The 20,310-nt window shown below is 72.6% G+C and carries 19 protein-coding genes; 13 read left to right on the top strand and 6 right to left on the bottom strand.

The genetic code is table 11. The annotated features are described in order from the left end of the window. Nucleotide 1: 1 nt before the first annotated feature. Nucleotides 2-619 carry a TetR/AcrR family transcriptional regulator gene (locus AB0K28_RS43355; protein WP_364382158.1) on the bottom strand — a complete coding sequence of 206 codons (618 nt, stop codon included), beginning with the start codon at nucleotides 617-619 and terminating at the stop codon, nucleotides 2-4. 152 nt (nucleotides 620-771) lie between these two features. Between AB0K28_RS43355 and AB0K28_RS43350 the strand changes: the two genes are divergently transcribed. Further along, nucleotides 772-1,806, top strand: coding sequence for an amidohydrolase family protein (locus AB0K28_RS43350; protein ID WP_364382155.1), 1,035 nt, complete (start codon nucleotides 772-774; stop codon nucleotides 1,804-1,806). A 7-nt stretch (nucleotides 1,807-1,813) separates the two neighbouring features. Here the strand turns inward: AB0K28_RS43350 and AB0K28_RS43345 are convergent, their stop codons facing one another. Next, a complete protein-coding gene (locus tag AB0K28_RS43345) occupies nucleotides 1,814-2,449 on the bottom strand; it encodes a TetR/AcrR family transcriptional regulator C-terminal domain-containing protein (RefSeq protein ID WP_364382152.1) in 636 nt (211 codons plus the stop codon). A gap of 72 nt (nucleotides 2,450-2,521) precedes the next feature. On the opposite strand from AB0K28_RS43345, the gene AB0K28_RS43340 reads away from it, so the two are divergent. The 8 genes from AB0K28_RS43340 (at nucleotide 2,522) to AB0K28_RS43305 (ending at nucleotide 10,334) form a co-directional block, all read left to right on the top strand. Then, complete coding sequence (locus AB0K28_RS43340) at nucleotides 2,522-3,472, top strand: zinc-binding alcohol dehydrogenase family protein (RefSeq protein ID WP_364382149.1); 951 nt, start codon at nucleotides 2,522-2,524, stop codon at nucleotides 3,470-3,472. A gap of 25 nt (nucleotides 3,473-3,497) precedes the next feature. Next, complete coding sequence (locus AB0K28_RS43335) at nucleotides 3,498-4,688, top strand: FAD-dependent monooxygenase (protein WP_364382146.1); 1,191 nt, start codon at nucleotides 3,498-3,500, stop codon at nucleotides 4,686-4,688. A 129-nt stretch (nucleotides 4,689-4,817) separates the two neighbouring features. Then, on the top strand, nucleotides 4,818-5,807 hold the full coding sequence (locus AB0K28_RS43330) for an alpha/beta hydrolase fold domain-containing protein (protein ID WP_364382143.1): 990 nt from the start codon (nucleotides 4,818-4,820) through the stop codon (nucleotides 5,805-5,807). A 68-nt stretch (nucleotides 5,808-5,875) separates the two neighbouring features. Continuing rightward, on the top strand, nucleotides 5,876-6,448 hold the full coding sequence (locus tag AB0K28_RS43325) for a TetR/AcrR family transcriptional regulator (protein ID WP_345385108.1): 573 nt from the start codon (nucleotides 5,876-5,878) through the stop codon (nucleotides 6,446-6,448). Beyond that, the gene (locus AB0K28_RS43320) at nucleotides 6,445-7,671 is read left to right on the top strand and encodes an FAD-dependent monooxygenase (protein WP_364382140.1); all 1,227 of its coding nucleotides are present in this window, start codon (nucleotides 6,445-6,447) and stop codon (nucleotides 7,669-7,671) included. The genes AB0K28_RS43325 and AB0K28_RS43320 overlap by 4 nt, the downstream gene beginning before the upstream one ends. Before the next feature lie 18 nt (nucleotides 7,672-7,689). Further along, nucleotides 7,690-8,640: a cyclase family protein gene (locus AB0K28_RS43315; RefSeq protein ID WP_364382137.1), complete on the top strand. Its 951-nt coding sequence runs from the start codon at nucleotides 7,690-7,692 to the stop codon at nucleotides 8,638-8,640. A 45-nt stretch (nucleotides 8,641-8,685) separates the two neighbouring features. Beyond that, on the top strand, nucleotides 8,686-9,138 hold the full coding sequence (locus AB0K28_RS43310) for a MarR family transcriptional regulator (RefSeq protein ID WP_364382134.1): 453 nt from the start codon (nucleotides 8,686-8,688) through the stop codon (nucleotides 9,136-9,138). Then, nucleotides 9,135-10,334, top strand: coding sequence for a glycosyltransferase (locus AB0K28_RS43305; protein WP_364382131.1), 1,200 nt, complete (start codon nucleotides 9,135-9,137; stop codon nucleotides 10,332-10,334). The genes AB0K28_RS43310 and AB0K28_RS43305 overlap by 4 nt, the downstream gene beginning before the upstream one ends. On the opposite strand, the gene AB0K28_RS43300 is transcribed toward AB0K28_RS43305, so the two are convergent. From AB0K28_RS43300 to AB0K28_RS43285, 4 genes are all read right to left on the bottom strand, one after another. Further along, the gene (locus AB0K28_RS43300) at nucleotides 10,329-11,555 is read right to left on the bottom strand and encodes a cation:proton antiporter (protein ID WP_345385115.1); all 1,227 of its coding nucleotides are present in this window, start codon (nucleotides 11,553-11,555) and stop codon (nucleotides 10,329-10,331) included. The two genes, AB0K28_RS43305 and AB0K28_RS43300, sit on opposite strands and share 6 nt — an antisense overlap. A 103-nt stretch (nucleotides 11,556-11,658) precedes the next feature. Beyond that, nucleotides 11,659-13,221: an antibiotic ABC transporter gene (locus tag AB0K28_RS43295; protein ID WP_364382128.1), complete on the bottom strand. Its 1,563-nt coding sequence runs from the start codon at nucleotides 13,219-13,221 to the stop codon at nucleotides 11,659-11,661. Between the two features lies 1 nt (nucleotide 13,222). Continuing rightward, the gene (locus tag AB0K28_RS43290) at nucleotides 13,223-14,128 is read right to left on the bottom strand and encodes an ABC transporter ATP-binding protein (protein WP_364382125.1); all 906 of its coding nucleotides are present in this window, start codon (nucleotides 14,126-14,128) and stop codon (nucleotides 13,223-13,225) included. Further along, nucleotides 14,121-14,756 carry a TetR/AcrR family transcriptional regulator gene (locus tag AB0K28_RS43285; RefSeq protein WP_364382122.1) on the bottom strand — a complete coding sequence of 212 codons (636 nt, stop codon included), beginning with the start codon at nucleotides 14,754-14,756 and terminating at the stop codon, nucleotides 14,121-14,123. Before AB0K28_RS43285 ends, AB0K28_RS43290 begins: the two co-directional genes overlap by 8 nt. Before the next feature lie 169 nt (nucleotides 14,757-14,925). On the opposite strand from AB0K28_RS43285, the gene AB0K28_RS43280 reads away from it, so the two are divergent. The 4 genes from AB0K28_RS43280 (at nucleotide 14,926) to AB0K28_RS43265 (ending at nucleotide 20,277) form a co-directional block, all read left to right on the top strand. Continuing rightward, complete coding sequence (locus AB0K28_RS43280) at nucleotides 14,926-15,369, top strand: CBS domain-containing protein (RefSeq protein WP_345385121.1); 444 nt, start codon at nucleotides 14,926-14,928, stop codon at nucleotides 15,367-15,369. An 83-nt stretch (nucleotides 15,370-15,452) separates the two neighbouring features. Beyond that, nucleotides 15,453-16,910, top strand: a complete 1,458-nt coding sequence (locus AB0K28_RS43275) for an FAD-dependent oxidoreductase (protein WP_364382118.1) — start codon at nucleotides 15,453-15,455, stop codon at nucleotides 16,908-16,910. Further along, nucleotides 16,907-17,509: a TetR/AcrR family transcriptional regulator gene (locus AB0K28_RS43270; protein ID WP_364382115.1), complete on the top strand. Its 603-nt coding sequence runs from the start codon at nucleotides 16,907-16,909 to the stop codon at nucleotides 17,507-17,509. The genes AB0K28_RS43275 and AB0K28_RS43270 overlap by 4 nt, the downstream gene beginning before the upstream one ends. A gap of 95 nt (nucleotides 17,510-17,604) precedes the next feature. Further along, nucleotides 17,605-20,277 (top strand): tetratricopeptide repeat protein, encoded by a 2,673-nt coding sequence (locus AB0K28_RS43265; RefSeq protein WP_364382112.1) that lies wholly within the window; start codon nucleotides 17,605-17,607, stop codon nucleotides 20,275-20,277. Nucleotides 20,278-20,310: the final 33 nt, after the last annotated feature.

Genomic DNA, 20,310 nt, shown 5'->3' with positions numbered 1-20,310 from the left:
CTCACGCCTCCGCCGGCAGGACCTCGCGCAGGAGCCGCCTGATCCTGTCGAGGTCCACGTCGGAGGCCAGCGTGGACTCGTCAGGCAGCTCGTCCACGAGGGGCTCCAGGCCGAACAGCAGGCGCGGCAGCGTCGGATGCAGGACGAGGCCGAACAACTCGTGTGAGATCGCCTCCGCCCGGCCGGGCGTCAGGTCCAGAGCGGTCGTCAGGTACGCCGCCAGGTCCGCGGCCGTGGTGCCGAAGAGGACGTCGTAGAGGCCGGCCGCCAGATCCGGGAGGCGGTCGGCCTCGGCGATGCCGAGCCTGATCATCCTGGCCGCCGCCGACCAGTGCAGGAGCTGGACGAACCGCCCGCAGTAGCGCACGGCCGCCTCGCGCGGGTCGTCGGAGTAGGTGGCGGGGGTGCGGATCCGGCCGCCGAACGAGCCGCGGATGTGCTCCACGACCGCGTGGAACAGCACGTCCTTGGTCGGGAAGTGCGCGTACAGGGACCGCTTGGACGTGCCCGCCCGCGCGGCGACGGCATCCATCGAAGTCCGCTCGAAGCCGTCCTCCAGGAACGCGAACTTCGCCGTCTCCAGGATGTGCTCGCGCAACTCTTGCCCGCGTCGGGCCATGCCACCCTCACTAAAAAGTAAACGGTACAGTAGAGTTTACTTGGCTGGTCGAAACCACCGACCATGATGGTGACGACCGCTCCGACCAGGCAAATCGACACCAGACCCAGCCGCATGACCGCGCGACGAGGGCCTGAGATCGGGGACCATCCATGACACTCATCTGCATCGAGGAACACGCGGTCGATCCGGTGATCGCCGCGGCGGCGGGCCCGGCCATCGCCCGCGAGACGCCGTACATGCGTCTGCAGAGCCGCAGCGACTCGCCCGTGCCTCCCGGCCCAGGACGCCGGCCCGCCGTGGACATCGACGAGGCGTTCGAGCTCGGGGCCGACCTCGGCGAAGGACGCGTCAGGCTGATGGACGAGCACGGCATCGACCTGCAGATCGTCTCCTGGACCAACCCGGTGCAGCTCGTGCCGGGCGACCGGGGGCTCGCCCTGTGCCGGGCGGCCAACGACCGGCTGGCGAAGGCGGCCGCCGCCCGTCCCGACCGGATCCAGGGGTTCGCGGCGCTGCCGTGGCAGGACCCGGCCGCCGCCGTGGACGAGCTGGATCGCGCCGTGACCGGCCTCGGGCTGCGCGGCGTCCTCATCATGGGACGCCCTGGCGCCCGGTTCCTCGACGATCCGGCGTACCTGCCGGTCCTGGAGCGGATCGCCGCACTGGGGGTGCCGCTCTACCTGCACCCGTACGCGCCGGTGCCGCAGGTTCAGCAGGCCTACTACGCCGGGTTCGGCGACAAGGTGACCACCGAGTTCTCGCTGGCCGGCTGGGGCTGGCACCACGAGGCGGGGATCCACGTGCTGCGGCTCGTCCTCGCCGGCGTCTTCGACCGCCTCCCCGGCCTCCAGGTCGTCAGCGGCCACTGGGGCGAGATGGTGCCCTTCTACCTCAGCCGCCTGGACGACGTCCTCTCCCCCGGCGACACCGGCCTGTCGCGGACGATCACCGAGACCTACCGCTCGCACGTCTGGGTCACCCCGAGCGGCATGTACCAGCGGCCCCAGTTCGACTTCGTCCGCGCCGTGGCGGGGCTGGACCGGGTGATCTGGTCGGTCGACTACCCCTTCCTGCGGCTCGACGGCACGCGTGAGTTCATCGACGGGCTCGGCCTCACCCCCGACGAGCGGGAGCAGATCACCCACCGCAACGCCGAGCGTCTGTTCGGCCTGAACGGCGCGTAGCCGAGCATCAGCGCAACCGGGCCGCCAGCCCGTCGAGGACGACGCCGAGCTGCCGTTCGAAGCGCTGGTCACCGTCGTCGCGCAGATGCCCGGCGGCCTTGACCAGGTCGGCGCCCTCCCCCAGCCACTCGTCGCGCCCCTCCAGCGAGTAGCGCTCGGGGTCGTCGTCGCGTGGCCGGTTGCGCTCCTGCTCCTCGATCACGAAGCCGACCACGAACGCGGTGATCAGATCGATCGCGTCGTCCGCCTCGGCCAGCGAGAACCCCGCCCCGGTCAGGCTCTCCAGCCACGGATCCTTCGCCGTGACCACCGAGGGATCGGAGAAGCGGGTGCCGCTGAAGATGCGCGCGCCGTCGCGGTGCTTGAGGTATTCGGAGCGCAGGACGCGCGCGTACGCGGCCATCGCGTCCCGCCAGCCCGCGCCGGGATCGATCTCCGAGAGCGCCTGGATCACCCGGCGCATGACGAACGTGCTCATCTCGTCGAGCAGCTCCTGCTTGTTGCGGACGTGCCAGTAGAGCGCGGGTGCCCCCACGCCGAGCCTGGACGCCAGCGCACGGACCGTCAGCGCGTCCATGCCCTTGTCATTGAGCAGGTCGAGGGCCGCCGCCACGATCCGCTCCCGAGTGATGCCCTTCGCCACGGTTGACACCTTAACAAAGTTCAGGCACCGTTGACGGCGTCCAGAATTGAACTTAGTTCAGGAGGCGCTGTCATGCGTGCTGCCGTTGTCACCTCTCCCGACGCCACCCCCGTGTGCGCGGACTTCCCCGAGCCGCAGCCCCAGCCGGGCCGGGCGCCCGTCCGGCTCGTGGGCGCCGGCCTGCACCACGTCGTCCGCGGCATGGCCACCGGCCGCCACTACCGCAGCGGCGACGCCTTCCCCCTCGTCCCCGGCGTGGACGCGGTCGCCAGGACCGAGGACGGGCGGCTGGTCTACACGGGCCTGCCTCGCGGCCCCTGGGGCACGATGGCCGAGTCGATGGTCACGCCGTTCGAGGTGGAGGTGCCGGAAGGGGCCGACCCGCTCGCCGTCGCCGCCGGCATGAACCCCGCGTCGGCCGGCTGGATGCCGCTGGCCGCCCACCGCGAGGAGACCGGCGGGCTCGGCACCGTGCTGGTGCTCGGGGCCACCGGCATGTCGGGCGGCCTCGCCGTACGGGCGGCGGTGGCGCTCGGCGCCAAGCAGGTCATCGCGGCCGGCCGCGACCGCGCGGCGCTGGAGCCGCTGGCCGGCGTAGGCGCGCTCACCGTCCCGCTCACCCAGGACGGAGCCCTGGACGCGCTCGCCCCCGTGCTCGCCGAGACGCAGCCCACGCTGATCCTCGACTTCGTGTGGGGCTGGGTGGCCGAGGCCGCCTTCGGCGCTCTGGCCGGTTTCCGCCCCGACGAGGACGGCGAGACGACCTCGTACGTGCAGATCGGCTCGCTCGCCGGGAACGACGCGGCGCTGCCCGCGGCGCTGCTGCGCAGCCGGCGGTTCCGGGTCACCGGCAGCGGGCTCGGCTCGGTCTCCAAGGCCGACATGATCACCGAGTTCCCCCAGATGATCACCCGGTTCGCGGACGGCACCTTCGACGCGCCGTACACCGCCTACCCGCTCAGCCGCGTCGGCGAGGCGTGGGCGCACCAGGGCCGCACCCGCGCCGTCGTCGTCCCCGGCTGAGGCCGCACGGAAAGGGAGATCCAACATGGCGAGACGCGCGTTGGTGGCCGGGCTCGGCATCGCCGGCATGGCGGCGGCGATCGGGCTGCGGCAGGCCGGCTGGCAGCCGGTCATCGTCGAACGGGCTCCGGAACGCCGCCGGGGCGGCTACTTCGTCGGCCTCATGCCGGAGGGCCGGCAGGCGGCCACGGACCTCGGCATCCGCGACCACCTGCACACCCGCAACCCGCCGGGCGGCGGCAAGGCGTGGTCGCTGACCCGGCGCGGCGACCTCGAACCCGGCCTCGGCTTCCTGCACCAGCCGGGCGACCCGGCCGCGGTGGTCCGCGGGGACATCGAGGCCGCGCTATGGCAGGGCGTGCAGGGGGACGTTCCCGTGCGGTTCGGCACGAGGCCGCTGACCATCGACGACACCGGCGCCGAGGTACGCGTGCTCCTGGAGGACACCGCGACGGGCGAGGTGCGCCGGGAGAGCTTCGACCTGGTGGTCGGCGCGGACGGGCTGCGCTCGGAGGTGCGCCGCATGGTCTTCGGGCCGCACGAGGACCACATGGTCGGGTGGAACGCCATGATCTGCGCGTTCCAGCTCAAGGAGCAGGTGCCGTCGTTCGAGGAGGCCGACAGCATCACGGTCGCCCGTGCGGGCCGGGCCGCGTGGGTGTTCGGGTTCGCCGACCGGCCGCCGACCGTGCTGCTGACGTACCGGACCTCGGACGTCGACGCCGAGTTCGCCGGGTCCAGGGTCGAGCGGCTGCGGGAGGTGTTCGCCGACATGGACGACCCCGTGGTGCGGCACGCCCTGGACGCCCTGGAGGAGACGCCCGACTTCCTGTTCGACTCGGTGCACCAGGTGAAGATGCCCCGGTGGAGCAGCGGGCGGGTGATGCTGACCGGCGATGCCGCGTGGTGCCTGAACCTCTACTCGGGCATGGGGGCCACGTACGCGCTGCGGGGCGGGGCCGAGCTCGGCCGGGCGTTGCGGGAGCACCCTGACTCCCTCGACGCCGCGCTGACCGCCTGGGAGTCGGAGCTGCGGCCGTCCGTCGTCCGGCATCAGCACCTCGCCCGGGTGAAGGGGCAGTTGTTCGTGCCGTCGAACGTGCCCATCGAGGTCGTCCGCTCGGTGGCGGTGCGGCTGGCCTGCGCCATGCGCGAGCGCAGGCTCGCCAAGGCACGGGCGAAGGAGGCACGGGCGAAGGAGGCACGGGCGGCATGACGGCCGTGATCGCACGCCTGCCCCATCCGGGCGCGCGACGGCTCGGCTGACCCCCCTCGGGCTCGCCGGTGCAGCCCCTTCGGCGGCATCGGCGAGCCGGCCACCCTCCCGACACCAGGAGCTTCTTCGATGCCCTTCAAAGACGCGGCCATCGCCTGGCGGCCCGCGCTGCTCGCCCGCGCGTTCCAGGCCGGCTTCCCGATCCTGAGCCGGGTGCTGCTGGAGTCGCCGAAGCTGCGCTTCGCCACGAAACCGCTCACCGTGCCGGCCAGGATCACGATCCCGACCCGGCACGGCGATGTCGGCGCCCTGCTGTACCGGCCGATCTCCGCCGACATCGAGGCGCAGCGGACGGCCGGGCGGCGGCCGCCCGTCCACCTGCTCCTGCACGGCGGCGCGTTCATGGCCCGCCGTCCCGAGCAGGAGGACAACGTCGCCAGGTACCTGGCGAGCGAGGTGGGCTGCTACGTCGTCCTGCCCGACTACGACGTGGCTCCGCAGGTCCGCTACCCGGTCGCCGAGCAGCAGTGTTACGACGTCTATGCGTGGATCCTCGGCCAGGCGGGCGTGTGGGGCTGGGACGAGAGCCGGGTCTCGGCCGGCGGGGCGGGCGCGGGCGCGAAGCTCGCGCTGAGCGTGATCGTCCAGGCGTTGCAGGACGGCAGGCCCGCGCCGGTGGCGGCGAGCCTGGAGTACGGGGTGTCGGACTTCACGCTGCCCGACGAGAGCCGTACGTCGCCGCTGCGGTTCCCGATGATCGGCGCCTGGATCCCGCGGATGGTCCGCGCGACCTACCTCGCGGGCGCCGACCTGGCCGATCCCGTCGTGTCGCCGGCCGCGTACCCGAGGCTCGGGGATTTTCCGCCGCTGCTCGTCCTCACCGGCGGCCTGGACGCCCTCAGGCATGACATGCGCGCGTTCGCCGAGCGGGCGCGGGCGCGGGGCGCGAAGGTCGAGCACCGCGAGTTCGCCCGCTCCGATCACGGGTTCACCCACGTCAGGCCGGTGGAGACCGCGCGTGCGGCCATCACGATGATCGGCCGGCACCTGCGTGCCGCCTACGACGCGCCCGAGCGCCACTTCCTCCTCGAACGCCCCCGCGAACCAGGCCCGGCTTGAGCTTCTGCGCCGGGCGTGCGTAGAATCAGGGCAGTCGTACAGGACGACTGCCCTGATTCGGAGGTGCCATGAGATCACCGGCGGCTGAGCGCGGGCGCGCCGTACGGGAACGCCTGCTGAACGCGGCGGCCGAGCTCATCCCCGAACGCGGCTGGACGGCGGTCAGCACCCGGACACTCGCCGAGCGCGCCGGGGTGACGCCCAGCGTGGTGCACTACCACTTCCCCTCGCTGGCGAGCCTGCTGAACGAGGCCGCGATCAGCAGGATGAGCGCCATGCTCGCCGAGATGGACGGGCTGCTGGCGAGCACCCCCGAGCCCGGCGCCGCGATCGGGACGATGCTCGCCTCGATCGACGCCTACACCGGCACCGACCCCACCTCGCTGCTGTTCGTCGAGGCCTACCTGGCGAGCACCCGCGACGACGAGCTGCGTGAGCGGATCGCCGCGCTGATCACCGGGTTCCGTCAGCGGTTCGGCGCGGCGCTGGAGCGGCACGGGGTGCCCGCCCCTTACGCGACCGCCGCCGTGCTCGCGGCCTGCGTGGACGGCCTGCTGCTGCACCGCGGCCTCGGCCTGACCGCCGACGACACCTCGGCGGTGCTGCGCAGGCTGCTCACCGACCCTGCCAAGGAGGAATGACCGTGCGCACAGTGATTTGCGGAGCCGGCATCAGCGGGCTGGCCCTGGCCCATCGGCTCGCGGCCGAGGGCGGCGAGGTGGTGCTGGTCGAACGGGCTCCCGGGCGCCGCCCCCAGGGGTACATGATCGACTTCTTCGGTCCCGGGCTGGAGGCGGTCGAGGCCATGGGGCTGCTGCCCGCGTTCGAGCGGGCGGCGTACCACTATGAGGAAGGGCATCTCGTCGGCGCGGACGGCCGGCCAAGGGCCACGGTCCTGACGAAGAGCTTCGCGCGCGGCCGGCTGATGAGCATGATGCGCCCCGACATCGAGGCCGTCCTGGCCGAGCACCTTCCCGCCGAGGTCGAGCTGCACTACGACACCGCGCTGACCGGCGTGACCGAGCGCCCCGACGGCGTTTCCGCGACGCTCGCGGACGGCACCGTCCTCGACGCCGACCTGCTGGTGGGCGCCGACGGGATCCACTCGACCGTGCGCCGGCTGGTGTTCGGGCCCGAGGAGCGCTACCTGCGCCACCTGGGGCTGCACACGGCGGCGTTCACCTTCGACGCGCCTGACGTGCACGCCGCCACCGAGCACGCGTTCCGCCTCACCGACTCGGTCGACCGGCAGATGGGCTTCTACGCGCTGCGCGACGGCCGGGTCGCCGCGTTCACCGTGCACCGCAGCGCCGACCCCGCGCTGCCCGGTGACCCTCGGGCGGAGATCAGGCGGGCCTACGCCGGCCTCGGCTGGGTGACGCCGCGCGCCCTCGAACAGTGCCCGCCGGCCGAGGAGATCTACTACGACCAGGTCGCGCAGATCGAGCTGCCGCGGTGGAGCTCGGGCCGGGTCGTCCTGCTCGGGGACGCCGCGTACGCGGTGTCGCTGATCGCCGGGCAGGGCGCGTCGCTGGGGATCGCGGGGGCGTACCTGCTGGCCGACCGGCTCGTGCACGTGCCGTCGATCGAGGCGGCCTTCGCCGATTTCGAGCGGCTGTGGCGGCCGGTCGTCGCCGAACGGCAGCGCAACGCCCGCTCGCTGGCCCGCTGGTTCCTGCCCGCCACCCCGGCCGACCTGCGGATCCGGCGCCTCATGCTGAGGCTGAGCCGGGTGCCCTTCGTGATGGACCGCCTGGCCACCCTCCTCACGGGCAAGGACGTCACGCTCGCCGACGTCCTGCGCCGCGCCGGTGATCGCCCGCTCGGCCCGGTGAGCGGTAGCGTGCCTTCGACGCCCGCGTGAGGCCGGAGGGATGCCCGCATGACCACGCAGCGACGCACGCAGGACGACGTGCTCGGCTACTTCGACACGCTGTCGAACTGGGGGCGCTGGGGGGAGGACGACCAGCTCGGCACGCTCAACCACATCACCGACGAGGTCCGCCTGGCGGCGGCGCGGGCCGTGCGGCACGGCAGGAGCGTGTCGTGCGCGTGGGAGGTCGCCGCGCCGGGCGACATGGAGCGCTCGACGATGGCCTGCCCGTGCGCGGCCGAGATGCCGGGCGCCGCGAACATGCCGTCGCCGACGTTCGCCAACGACCGGCGCTGGGGCTTCTCGACCGAGCGGCTCGGCCTCACCTTCCACGGCAACACCGTCACCCACCTCGACGCGCCGTGCCACATCTTCTGGGACGGCAAGCTCTACAACGGGCGGTCGCACGAGCTGGTCGACGCCGCCACGGGGTCGGGGTGGGGCACGGTCACGGCCGCCGCGAACGGCATCGTCACCCGCGGCGTCCTGCTCGACGTCGCGGCCGTCCGCGAGGTGCCGTGGCTGGAGCCTGGCCAGGGCGTCTTCCCCGAGGACCTGGAGGCGGCAGAACGCCGCCAGGACGTGCGGGTACGCCCAGGAGACGCCGTGCTGCTGCGCACCGGCCAGGGCCGGGCCCGCCACGAAGGCGCGGCGGACAACGGCTGGACGCAGGCCGGCTGGCACGCCTCCTGCCTGCCGTGGCTCCACGAGCGCGGCGTCGCCCTGATCGGCGCCGACACGCCGCAGGAGGTCCAGCCGTCGGGCTACGACGACGTGCTGATGCCCGTCCACGCGGTGGCCCTCGTCGCGATGGGCCTGTGGCTCCTGGACAACTGCGACCTGGAGGCGTGCGCGGCCACGGCCGCCGAGCTGGGCCAGTGGGACTTCCACCTCGCCCTCACCCCTCTCCGCCTCGCCGGCACCTCCGGCAGCCCCGTCAACCCGATCGCCACCTTCTGATTCGCTTTGTTCGGATCGTCCCGAACAAAGCGATAGCATCGGGGCATGAGCGTCGATGAGTTCGTGGAGGACGCCGGCCTCTTCTACGAGCGGCTCGGGCTGAGCCGCACGTCCGGCCGGGTCATGGGCCTGCTGCTGACCGCCGACTCGGGCGGCGCCGACGCGCCGGAGCTGGCCGAGGCGCTGGGCGTGGCCAAGAGCAGCATGAGCGTGGCCCTGCGGCAGCTGGAGCAGGCGGGGCTGATCGAGCGGTTCAGGGTCAGGGGCGAGCGGCGCGACCGCCACCGCCTGGCGGAGGACGTCTTCGCCCGCGCCTTCCGCGCGAAGCTGGCCGAGTTCGACGGCTTCCGCGCCCTGGCCGAGCAGGGGTTGCGCGCGGTGGGCGACGACCCGGCCCGGCGGCGGCGACTGGAGCTCATGCGCGACATGTACGCGTTCATGATGGACCGCTTCCCCCGGCTGCTCGACGAGTGGGACGAGCTCAAGGACCGCCGATGAGACCCTTACTCATCACCGTGGGCAGCCGTGGCGACGTGCAGCCGTACCTCGCGCTGGCCCTCGGGCTGCGGGCCGCCGGGCACCGGCCGCTGCTGGCGGCGCCGCGCCGTTTCGCGCCGCTCGCCGCCGCCCATGGCGTGGAGTTCGCGCCGCTGAACGACGAGATGCTGGGGTTGCAGGACACCGTCCGCGGGCAGGGCGTGCGCGCCGCCATCACCGCCGCCCGCTCGGTCAAGCCGATGCTGCGCCGGATGCTCGACGACCAGGCGGCGCTCACCGCCGAGCCGGCCGACGTCGTGATATATCACCCGAAATCGCTCGGCGGCCCCTCGATCGCCGAGAAGCTCGGCGTCCCGGCCCTGGCCGGCCTGCTGGTGCCGCTCTACCTGCCCACCGCCGCCTTCCCCTCGCCGATCCTCCCCTTCCGGGTGCCACGCGGCCTCAACCGGGCGAGCTGGCGGATCTCGGGGGCCGTCGAGGCGCCGTACCGGCGCACCGTACGCGGCTGGCGGGCGGACAAGCTCGGCCTGCGCGGCACGCCCAGGCCGGTGACGGCACTGGTCGAGGCGGGCGACGTCCTGCACGCGTGGAGCCCGCACCTGCTGCCCGCCCCCGCCGACTGGCCCGCCGCCGCCCGGCCGACCGGCTTCTGGTCCCTGCCCACCGGCGACTGGACGCCGCCCGAGCGGCTGGCCCGCTTCCTCGACGACGGCGACCCGCCCGTCTACGTCGGCTTCGGCAGCTCCGCCGGCGGCGACCCCGGCACGCTGACGGCCACGGTGCTGGAGGCCGTACGGCTGACCGGGCGCCGCGCCGTCCTGTCCACCGGCTGGGGCGCGCTGCGCCCCGAGGGCGAGCCGGACGGCGTCCTGGTGATCGAGGAGGCGCCGCACGAGTGGTTGTTCCCGCGCGTGGCGGTCGCCGTCCACCACAGCGGCATCGGCACGGTGGCCGCCGCCCTGCGCGCCGGAGTCCCCCAGGTGGTGCGCCCGTTCCTGGGCGACCAGCCGTTCTGGGCCGGCCACCTGCACCGGCTCGGCGTCGCACCCGCCCCCGTGACCGGCCGCCTCACCCCCGACCTCCTGGCCACCGCGATCGAGGCGGCGATCCCGCTGGCCCCGGCCGCCGTCGGGCTGGCCGCCCGCGTGACCGCCGAGGACGGCGTCGCGACGGCCATCGCCCGCATCACCTCATGAGGCCGGCTCGTCGCGTCGTTCCTTCGAGCCGCGGATCCGCCGGGCGACGCCGTACCAGGCGGGCAGCTCGCGCTCGTCGTCGAACCAGCGGGCGACCACGATGTCGGTCGAGGAGTGCAGCAGGATCGAGGCCACGATGGTCACCGCCACGATCTGGAACACCTGCTGGGCGGCGCCGATCCCGGAGGCCAGGACGAGCAGGCCGTAGACGACCGAGGCGAAGCCCTTCGGGCCGAACCAGGCCACCGCGGCCTGCTCGCGCATCGACAGGCCGGCGCGCAGGAACGACACCCAGATGGCGATGGGCCTGGCCAGCACCAGCGCGCCCAGCGCGAACAGCCAGCCCTGCCAGCCCACGGCGAGCAGGGAGGGCGTGATGAGGGCGCCGAACACCAGCAGCGCCGCGAGCTTGAACAGCTCGGCGATCAGCTCGCCGAAATGCTCGAACGACTCGCGCTGCCGCGGCCCGAAGGTGGCCACGGTGATGCCGGCGGAGAAGGCGGCCAGGAACAGGTTGCCGTGCGTGGCCTTGCCGATGGCGAGCACGAGCAGGCCGATGGCCAGGGCGTTGAGCGGCTCGTACTGGGTGGAGGCGGCGAACCAGCGGGTCTGCTCCAGCTTGATGGCCAGCCACGGCACGGCCACGCCGATCAGCACGCCGAGGCCGAGCTCCAGACCGAGCTCCCCCAGGTGCAGGTCGTGCGAGCCGGCGGCGATGGCCAGGAACACCAGCACGAACGGCAGCGCGAGCCCGTCGTTGACACCCGACTCGACGTTGAGCAGCTGCCGCAGCCGGGGCGGCACCTTCTCGTTGCCGACCAGCGCGGCGGCGAAGACCGGGTCGGTGGGCGCCAGGATCGCCCCGACCAGCAGCGCCTCGATCCAGCCCAGCCCGAGCAGGTAGTGCGCGCCGACCGCGGTGATGACCAGCGTGAGCGGCAGCCCCCAGCCCAGGGCACGGCCGGGCAGCCGCCACGCGCTGCGCAGATCCTGCCAGCCCACGCGCATGCCGTCGGTGAAGAGCACCGCGAACAGCGCCAGCTCGGCCAGCGTGGCCACCAGCGGGTCGGCCGCCGTCAGCGAGACCACGCCCAGGGCCCCGTCGCCGAGGACGAACCCGGCGACCAGGAACAGCGCCGCCGTGGACAGGATGGTGCGGTGGGCGAGGCTGGACAGCAGCACGGCCAGCAGGAGCAGGAGAGCGAACGCTGTCAGGAGCATGGGGGGCGGAGACCTCCGGTCGACATCCGAAGCTGGAGATTTTCGCCGACCAGACTTCCCGGCACACCGGGACCTACCGTAACAGCACCCGATTCGCCGGTGTTCACCCGATCAGGTCACGCCGCCGCAGCGCCGCCAGGCCCACGCTCAGCAGAGCCGCGGCGACGCCGCTCAGCGCGGCCATGGTGACCGGCCCCGGGTCGGCGAGCGCCGAGTAGTGCACGTGCGCGAACGGGGACAGCCGGAAGACGCCGTCGCCGAGCACGCCGATCTCCCAGCCGAACTCCAGGAGCACGACCAGCGCGAAGGCCGCCCACGCGGCGACGGCTCCGGCCCGGCCGAGCAGCCCGTAAGCGGCGGTCGCGAGACCGGTGAGCACCCAGACGGCGGGCAGCAGCGCCATGGTCATGCCGAGCATGCCGGGCACGTCACCGGCCCCGATCCCGCACAGCACGCCGACGACAGCCAGCAGCGGCGCGGGCACGGCCAGGGCGATCACCACGTGTCCCGAGGCCCACCGCAGCCGCCCGGTCGGCCCCGCCAGCAGGGCTTCGGCGCTGCCGTCCGCCTCCTCCCGCCACAGCCTGGACAGCATCAGCAGGGAGCAGAGCGCGACGGTGTAGGCGCCGAAGACGTAGATCACCAGCCCGTAGAAGACCTCCGCGGCGCCGGCGGCGCCCATCCTGGACGCCCACACCGCCAGGCCGGGGCTCCGGCCGAACCGCTCGATCGCCTCCTGCCCGCCGAACCCCAGCACCAGCCCGAACAGCACGGCGGCGGCGAGCCAGGCGACCACCCCCGCGCGCTGCATCCGCCAGGCCAGGGCCGGCGGGGTGCGCAGCCAGGCCGCCGCCGTCGCCGGGCCCGCGCGCTCGGGCAGCAGCCCGGCGCCGAGATCACGGCGTTCCGCCAGCCGGTACGCCAGCGCCACCAGCCCGGCGGCGACCAGGACGGCCGCGGCGAACACCCACCAGCGTTCGCCGGCGTACGGTCGTGCCCGCAGCAGCCAGCCGGTCGGCACCAGCCAGCCGAGCCACGCGGCGCCCGTCAGCTCGCTGACCCCGCGGACCAGGTACAGCGCGAAGAACAGGGTGAGCGTGCCCACCGCGGCCGGCCGGGCGCCGCGCGTCAGCTGCACGGCGACGGCGGCCATGCCCGTGGCCAGGGCGCCGCCGCAGCCCGCGACCAGGCCCCAGGCCAGCGAGCCGGCCGCCGGCACGCCCGCCGCCGTCAGCAGCGCGGCCATCAGGACGGCGAGGACGGCGTTCGCGGCCAGAACGACGGTCAGCGCGGCGGTGAGCGGCGCGTGCCGGCCGACCGGCGCGGCTCCGAGGAGTTCGCGCCGCCCGGCCTGTTCGTCGGAGCGGGTGTGGCGGACCAGGAACAGCACGCTGCCGAGCGCCGCGAAGATCATCGTGGCGGCGGCGCGCTGCTGGGCGGCGATGGCGCCGACGCTCAGCTCGTAGGCGGGGCCCTGCATGAGCAGCACGGCGGGGTTGGCGGCGATCTGCTCGGCGTACTGGCGGCGCGATTCCAGGGTCGGCAGCAGGGTCTCGATGGTGGCGACGGTCGCGTACGCGAAGCCGGCGACCATGAGCAGCCACAGCGGCAGCCAGACGCGGTCGCGGCGCAGGATCAGCCGGATCAGCGCGGTCGTCCCGGCCATGTCAGCCCGCCCTGCCGGAGAGCGGCGCCTGGTAGTGGCGCAGGAACAGCTCCTCCAGGGTGGGCGGCCCGGCGGTCAGCTCGCGGACGCCGAGTGCCGCCAGCCGGGCCAGCACTCCGGGCAGCTCGCCGGTGTCCACCTGGCAGCGCACCTGTCCGTCCGCGTCCACGGCCAGGTCGTGCACGCCGGGCAGCGCCGCCAGCCCGCCGGGCGGGCCGGGCAGCCGGGCGGTGATCGCGGTGCGGGTCAGCCGGCGCAGGTCGGCGAGCGTGCCGGTCTCGACCGTGCGTCCGGCGCGGATGATCGTCACCCGGTCGCACAACGACTCGACCTCGGCCAGGAGGTGGCTGGACAGCAGGATCGTCCTGCCGCGCGCTCGCTCGTCCGCCACGCAGTCGCGGAAGACGGCCTCCATCAGCGGGTCCAGGCCGGAGGTCGGTTCGTCGAGCAGCAGCAGCTCGGCGTCGCAGGCGAAGGCGGCGATCAGCGCCACCTTCTGCCGGTTGCCCTTGGAGTAGGCGCGGGTCTTCTTGCCCGGGTCAAGCTCGAAGCGCTCGATCAGCTCCGCCCGGCGGGCCGGGTCGACGCCGCCGCGCAGCCTGGCCAGCACGTCGATGACCTCTCCCCCGGTCAGGCCCGGCCACAGCCGCACGTCGCCGGGCACGTAGCAGAGCCGGCGATGCAGCTCGACGGTCTGCCGCCGCGGGTCACCGCCCAGCAGCCGGACGTGGCCGGCGTCGGCGCGCAGCAGGCCGAGCAGGATGCGCAGCGTGCTGGTCTTGCCCGCGCCGTTGGGGCCGAGGAAGGCGTGCACCTCTCCTTGGCGGACGGACAGCTCCAGGCCGTCCAGGGCCCGGGTCCTGCCGTACGTCTTGACCAGGCCGGTGATCTCGATCGGGTCAGTCATCGTCGTGCTCCCCGGTGATCCGGCGGCCGGCCGGCGAGCGGACGAAGTCGCCCATGGCGGCGTACACGTCGGCCATGGCGGCGCCGATGGCGGTGGCGTGCTCGCCCGACAGCACGTTCACGCCCATCCTGCGGCCGAGGTGGCCGTGCAGGACGATCGTGCCCGCATGCATCGCGCTCATCACGGCGGCCGCGTCGCGGGCCTTGGCCGAGCCCGCGGGGAAGCGGTCGGGCCAGGTGCCGGTCAGGAACTCCTCGGTCGCCCGGACCGCGCCCTCGAAGAAGGCGTCGGCGGCGGGGCTGCCGTCCACCAGGGCGCGGGCGAGGTAGCGGGCCATCGGCTCGCTGCCGTCGTACAGGGCGGCCAGTCCGCCCGGGTCCGGCTTGGCGACCTCGTCCTTCGAGCGTCCGACGAGCCGGTCGAGGACGTACGCGTCGCAGGCGTCGCGCAGCCCGTCCTTCGTGCCGTAGTGGTGCTGCACCAGCCCCACGGACACGCCCGCTGCCGCGGCGATGTCCTGCAGCCGGGCGGCCTTGACGCCGCGCTCGGCGAACTGGGCCAGCGCGGCGTCCCTGATCCTGGCGCGCGCCGTCAGGTCGTCGAGCGGTCTCTCGCTGCTGTCCTTCATGCCGCGACCATATACAGATATGGTTTCCCATATCTAGATACCGGCCGAGTTTTTCGCCGCTGATCGAATTCACCACGCCGGACCGCTCCTTGTTGGTACGTTCGTGGTCGGTGTGCCGGGAAGTCTGGTCGGCGATGCCGTAACCGTCGATCATGAGAGGCCCCCTCGCATGCGCGCCCGCGATCTCACCGCGCCCTTCCCCACCGTCACGCTCGACGCCTCCGTGCACGAGGCCGCGAAGCTGCTGGCCGAGCAGAAGCTGCCCGGCCTCATCGTGCTCGACCAGCGAGGCCGGCCACTGAGCATCCTTCCGGGCACCCAGGTGCTGCGGCTCGCGGTGCCCGCGTACTGCCAGGACGACCCGGCGCTGGCGCGGGTGGTGGACGAGGCGCACGCCGACCGCTTCCTGCGCTCCCTGACCGGCCGCACGGTCCGCGACGCCCTTCCCGAGCAGCCGCGCGAGCTGCCGATCACCGACCCGGGCGCGACCGTGCTGGAGATGGCGGCGCTGATGGCCCGTACGCACAGCCCGCTGGTGGCGGTGGTGGAGGACGGGCGGCTGATCGGCGCGGTGACGCTGCAGGCGCTCATGGACTGGGCGGTCGCGGACTGACGGTTCTCTGACGCGGAGGGCCATGGACAGCGGCGCTCTATTTTGTTTACGATACCGTTCCGTTAATTATTGAGGGGGTGGCGATGGACGCCGACGTTCTCGTAGTGGGTGCCGGGCCGGTCGGCCTGGCTCTGGCGTGTGCTCTCCTGCAGCACGGCGTCTCCGTACGCGTGATCGACAGGGCCGCGGCCCCGGCCACCACGTCGCGGGCCAACTTCGTCCACGCGCGCGGCTCCGAGGTGCTCGACCGGCTCGACGCGCTCAGCGGCCTGCCCGAGGAGTCGGTCAGGGCGATGACGATCACCACCTACGCCGGCGACCGCGCCATCATGCGCATCAGGTTCGGCGACCCCGGCATGAAGACCGCCGCTCCCCCGATGGTGATCTCCCAGGCCCGCGTCGAGGCGCGGCTGCGCGACCGCCTGGCCGAGCTGGGCGGCGCACCGGAGTGGGGCTCCGCCCTGGTCGCCGCCGATCAGGACGCCGACGGCGTCACCGCCGTGCTGGGCGACGGGCGTACCGTGCGGGCGCGCTGGCTGGTCGGCTGCGACGGCAGCGGCAGCACCGTACGCAAGCTCGCCGGCATCGGCTTCCCCGGCGTCAAGCTGAGCGAACGCTTCCTGCTCGTCGACGCCCGCCTCGACACCGCCCTCGACCGCTCGGGAACGAGCGGCTGGGTGCATCAGGAAGGCATGCTGGGCGCGATGCCCATGCCGGGCGGGCACTGGCGGCTGCTCGCCTACGACCCCGCCTTCCAGGACGACAAGCCGGGCGAGGAGCAGATCGTCGAGCGCATGCGCCGCATCCTGCCCGAGCGCACGGGCCTGCGGGACATCCGCTTGCTCGACGCGTCGTGGGCGTCGTTGTTCCGGGTGCATCGCCGGCTGGCCGACACCTACCGGCGCGGGCGCGTCCTGCTGGCCGGGGACGCGGCCCACGTGCACGCGCCGTTCGGCGGGCAGGGCATGCTCACCGGCGTCGGCGACGCCGAGAACCTCGCGTGGAAGCTGGCCCTCGTCGTGCGGGGCGGGGCCGGGGAGCGGCTGCTGGAGACGTACGAGGCCGAGCGGCGCCCGCTGGCCACCCAGGTGCTGCGCGGCAGCAGCGCCACCACCAAGGTCAACATCGCTTCCGGGCCCTTCGGCCGCTTCCTGCGCGACCGGGTTCTCGTTCCCGTGCTCAACATCGCCTGGTTGCAGCGGCGGGTCACGTACACGACGTCCCAGCTGTGGGTCAGCTACCGGCGCGGGCCGCTCGGGGGCGGCGGGCGGCGGCCACGTCCCGGCGACCGGATCCCCGACCTGGACTGCACGCGCCCCGACGGCACCCCCACCCGGCTGCACGCCGAGCTGCGCGGCCGCTGGGCGGTGCTCGGCGACGGCGCCGCGTTCGACGCGGCCCGCCGGCGGCTCGGCGACCTCGTGGTCCACCTGCGGCCGACCGGCCCCGCGCCCACTATGCTCGTACGCCCGGACGCCCACCTCGCCTGCAAGGGCGGCCCCGCCGAGATCACCCGCTGGCTGGACGGAGCACTCGCTTGACCGCAGCCCGAGGACGCGGACGCCCCCGCGACCCCGAGACCGACGCCGCCATCCTGCGTGCCGCGCTGGAGCTGTTCATCGAGCGCGGCGTCGAGGGCACCAGCATCGAGCAGATCGCCAAGCGCGCGGGGGTGGGCAAGCTCACCGTCTACCGCCGCTGGACCACCAAGGAGGACCTGATCGCGCAGGCGGTCGAGCAGCTCGTCAGCGCCGACATGGTGCCCACCACCGGCGAGGTGCGGGCGCTGGCGCCGCAGGACATCATCGAGGCCGGGCTGAAGACGGCGGCGGAGACGACCGCGAGCCCCGCCTTCCGCGCGCTGGTCGCCCGCATGATGGGCGCGGCCGTCAGCCACCCGCAGCTCATGGCCGTCTACTGGCGGCACCACGTCCTGCCCCGCCGCGAACTGGCCACCGCCATGCTCCGCCGCGCCCAGCAGGACGGCACGGTGGCCGAGGACGCCGACCTCGACGTGCTCATCGACATGATGGCCGGAGCCGTCACCTGGCGCGTCCTCCAGCCCGACCCACCGGATGCCGACGGCATGCTCGACTACCTCAAGAGCGTCTACCGGCAGATCGGGCTGTACCCCCGGTGACGGAGCACGAAAAGGTGGCAGAAACCTGACTTTTTCGGTGATGTCGATGGCGCGATGATGACGGGGTGGGGCCAGACGGGTGGCGACGGTGGGTGTTGACCGGGGGCATAGCGGTCACACCATTTACCGTCGCGCTGCTGGTCAATCCCCAGGAGAACGGCTTGGTGGACCAGGCGGGCTGGGTGGCCGGCGCGTTGGGCCCGGCGGTCGCGTTCCTCCTCTTCTTCCTCCAGAACAGAACCACCCGCCACGAGCAGGCCCCGGCCCGGGCCGCGAATGAGGCCGGGCCCATTACGCCCAGGGTCGGCCCCGCCGCCCTGTCTCCCGTCGAGACGGTTCCCACGACCGCGCGGATGTGGAATCGCACGCACGAGCGGAGGACACTGCGCTGGAGGCTGCTCGACGGCTCGGGCGGTGTGGTCGTCGTCAGCGGCGAGCCGGGCATCGGCAAGTCGCGGCTGATGAGCACAGTCCTGAGCGATCTGCGTAAGCGGCGCTGGTCACTGGCACCCCCGCACATCATCTCCTACGAGGCCGCCCCCGACCGGCGATTATTCTTGCGCGCGGTGGTCGACGACATGGAGCGGCTGAGCGGGGTCCAGCCGGTCGCGTGGGAGAAATACGAGCCGCACGCGGCTGCGCCCGATCAGTTCAGGGCAGCTCTGGAGGCGCTCGGCAAGAGACGCCTGGTGATCGTGATCGAGAGCGCCGAACACCTGCTGGACGCCAGCACCGGGGAGATCGCCGATGACGAGCTGAATGAGGCGTTCGAGACGCTCGCCACCACGACGGACCACCGGACCTATGTGATCTTGGTGACGCGGACGGCGCCGCGCGTTTCGGAACGCCATGTCTGGCCGACCATGGTGACTTCTTTCGAGGTCGGCGCGCTGCCCGTCAAGGACTTCACCCGCTACTTACGCGAGCTGGACAAGGCCACCGGGCACGACCTGGCCAGGCCGCTGGCTGCCTACCACAAGCAGTTACGCGGCAATCCACGCCTTGCCGAGCTAGCGCACGCGATCTTCACCTCGCAGTCATTCGACCACCACAGGCTCGCCTCCATCGTGCTGGGCACCGGAGTCAACGGCCTGTCACGGGCCCTCATCGACGAGCTGGTCAAAGGGCTCGGCCTCGTCGCGCGTCGTGTGCTGGAGACTCTGGACGCCTTCGGCACGCCGATCGACTCCGCCGGGGTGTGCGCCGTTCTCGAGGAGAAGCATCCCGAGGGCCTGGTGAAGGACATGCTGGCGACGCTGGCGGAGAAGGGCGTCGTACGAACCACCCCTGACGGCCGGTACTACCTGCTGCCGTCCGAGGCCGACTGGCTCGGACACGGCACGCGGCGGGAACGACTCACCGACGCGCAACGGAGCGAGCTGCTGTACGAGAGCGCCAAGCAACTGTTGCAACGCCAGGTCCGGCCTGCTAGCAGCATCGAGGACCTGCGCGTCGACTTCGCTGGCCTGCAAGCCCTGCTCCGGACAGGTGTGATGGTTAATCACATCTACGATGAGATCGAGGATCTCAGCGCGGAGCTCAGGCCTTGGAACAGCGGTTTTCTGCTCATCGATCAGCGGAAGGCGCTCAGGGGGCGGCTCGGCGACCCGAAGTCGGTGCAGAAGAATGAGAACGAACTCGGGCATCTCTATGCCGCGCAAGGGCGGCTTACTGAGTCCATCGAGGCGTACAGCAACGCGATGCGTCATGCCGAAGAACGGGCGGACGTGCTCAACCGCATCAGGATCGAGCTGAACCTGGCCGGAGCCTACTGGTGGTACGGCGACGTAAAAGAGGCCTGCGCCAAGTACAGCGCGGCCAGGAAGAACTGCGACGAGAGCATCCGCCGTGACCCTAACAGGTACAGCGTGCTCCGCGCGGTCCGGCTGGGCGCCCTTGACGGCATGGCCGACTGCCACCGGCACCATGGCCGTTACGACGAGGCGCTGGAGCTGGCCCGGCTGGCAATGGACGAGCCCGAGCATCCCGCATATCCGGACACGGAGGAAGGCTGGGATGCCGCCGCTCGGTGTGTCGGCATCGCACTGAAGCTGGCCCGATGGCATATCGAACTCGGCGAGGACCATGAGGTTGATGTCCTTGTGGCCCAGGCGAGGGCGGAGATAGAGCGCCAGGAAGACCGGCCGCGACTAGCCGGGCGCGAGCGAGATGATCTCCGGGCTTTCTACAGCGCGGGAGTGGCTGGAAGTCACCTCCTGCAGGGGCGGTTCCACGAAGCCAGCATGATGGCGAACCTGGCGGTGCGGGACGCGCTTAAGTTCGGCGATCCGGCGACCTTGCTCCTGGCTCGGACGAGCCTCTGCTACGCGTACTTGTTTGGGGACGACGCGGACGATGCCGCAGCTACCCGGCAGATCGATAGCGCGGCACGGTACCGGCGACCAGGTGGTCCGCTCATCGTCCCGGCGCTGCAAGCGCTGGTCGCGCCGGGCGGCGACGACGCCCGCACTCGGTTCGAGCAAATCTTCAAGGAGACGGACAAGCGCATCGAGCGTGATGAGGACGACATCACGGCCTGGAACTATCGTGGGTTCGCTATGTGCGGTCTGGGTCACCGTTTCGGCGTGGAGGAGGCCCGCGAGACGTTCGGTACGGCACGCGAGAAGACGCTCCGGCCTGCGCCGAACCGGGTCGGCCTCATCGTCCCCATGCTCGAACTGCTTGACCGCCGGAGCACGGCACCGGGTCGCCTGCAATCGGTCATCCGGGACCTCCGCACGGCCGGTGCCCGTCCTGCCGACGCGTGAGCCCCGGACCGCTCCTCGCGGGCGGTGGCGGTT

Source organism: Nonomuraea sp. NPDC049504 (genome assembly GCF_040676845.1).
GTDB lineage: Bacteria > Actinomycetota > Actinomycetes > Streptosporangiales > Streptosporangiaceae > Nonomuraea > Nonomuraea salmonea.
The sequence above is the reverse complement of the archived record's forward strand: the minus strand, read 5'-3'. Positions and strand labels throughout refer to the sequence as shown.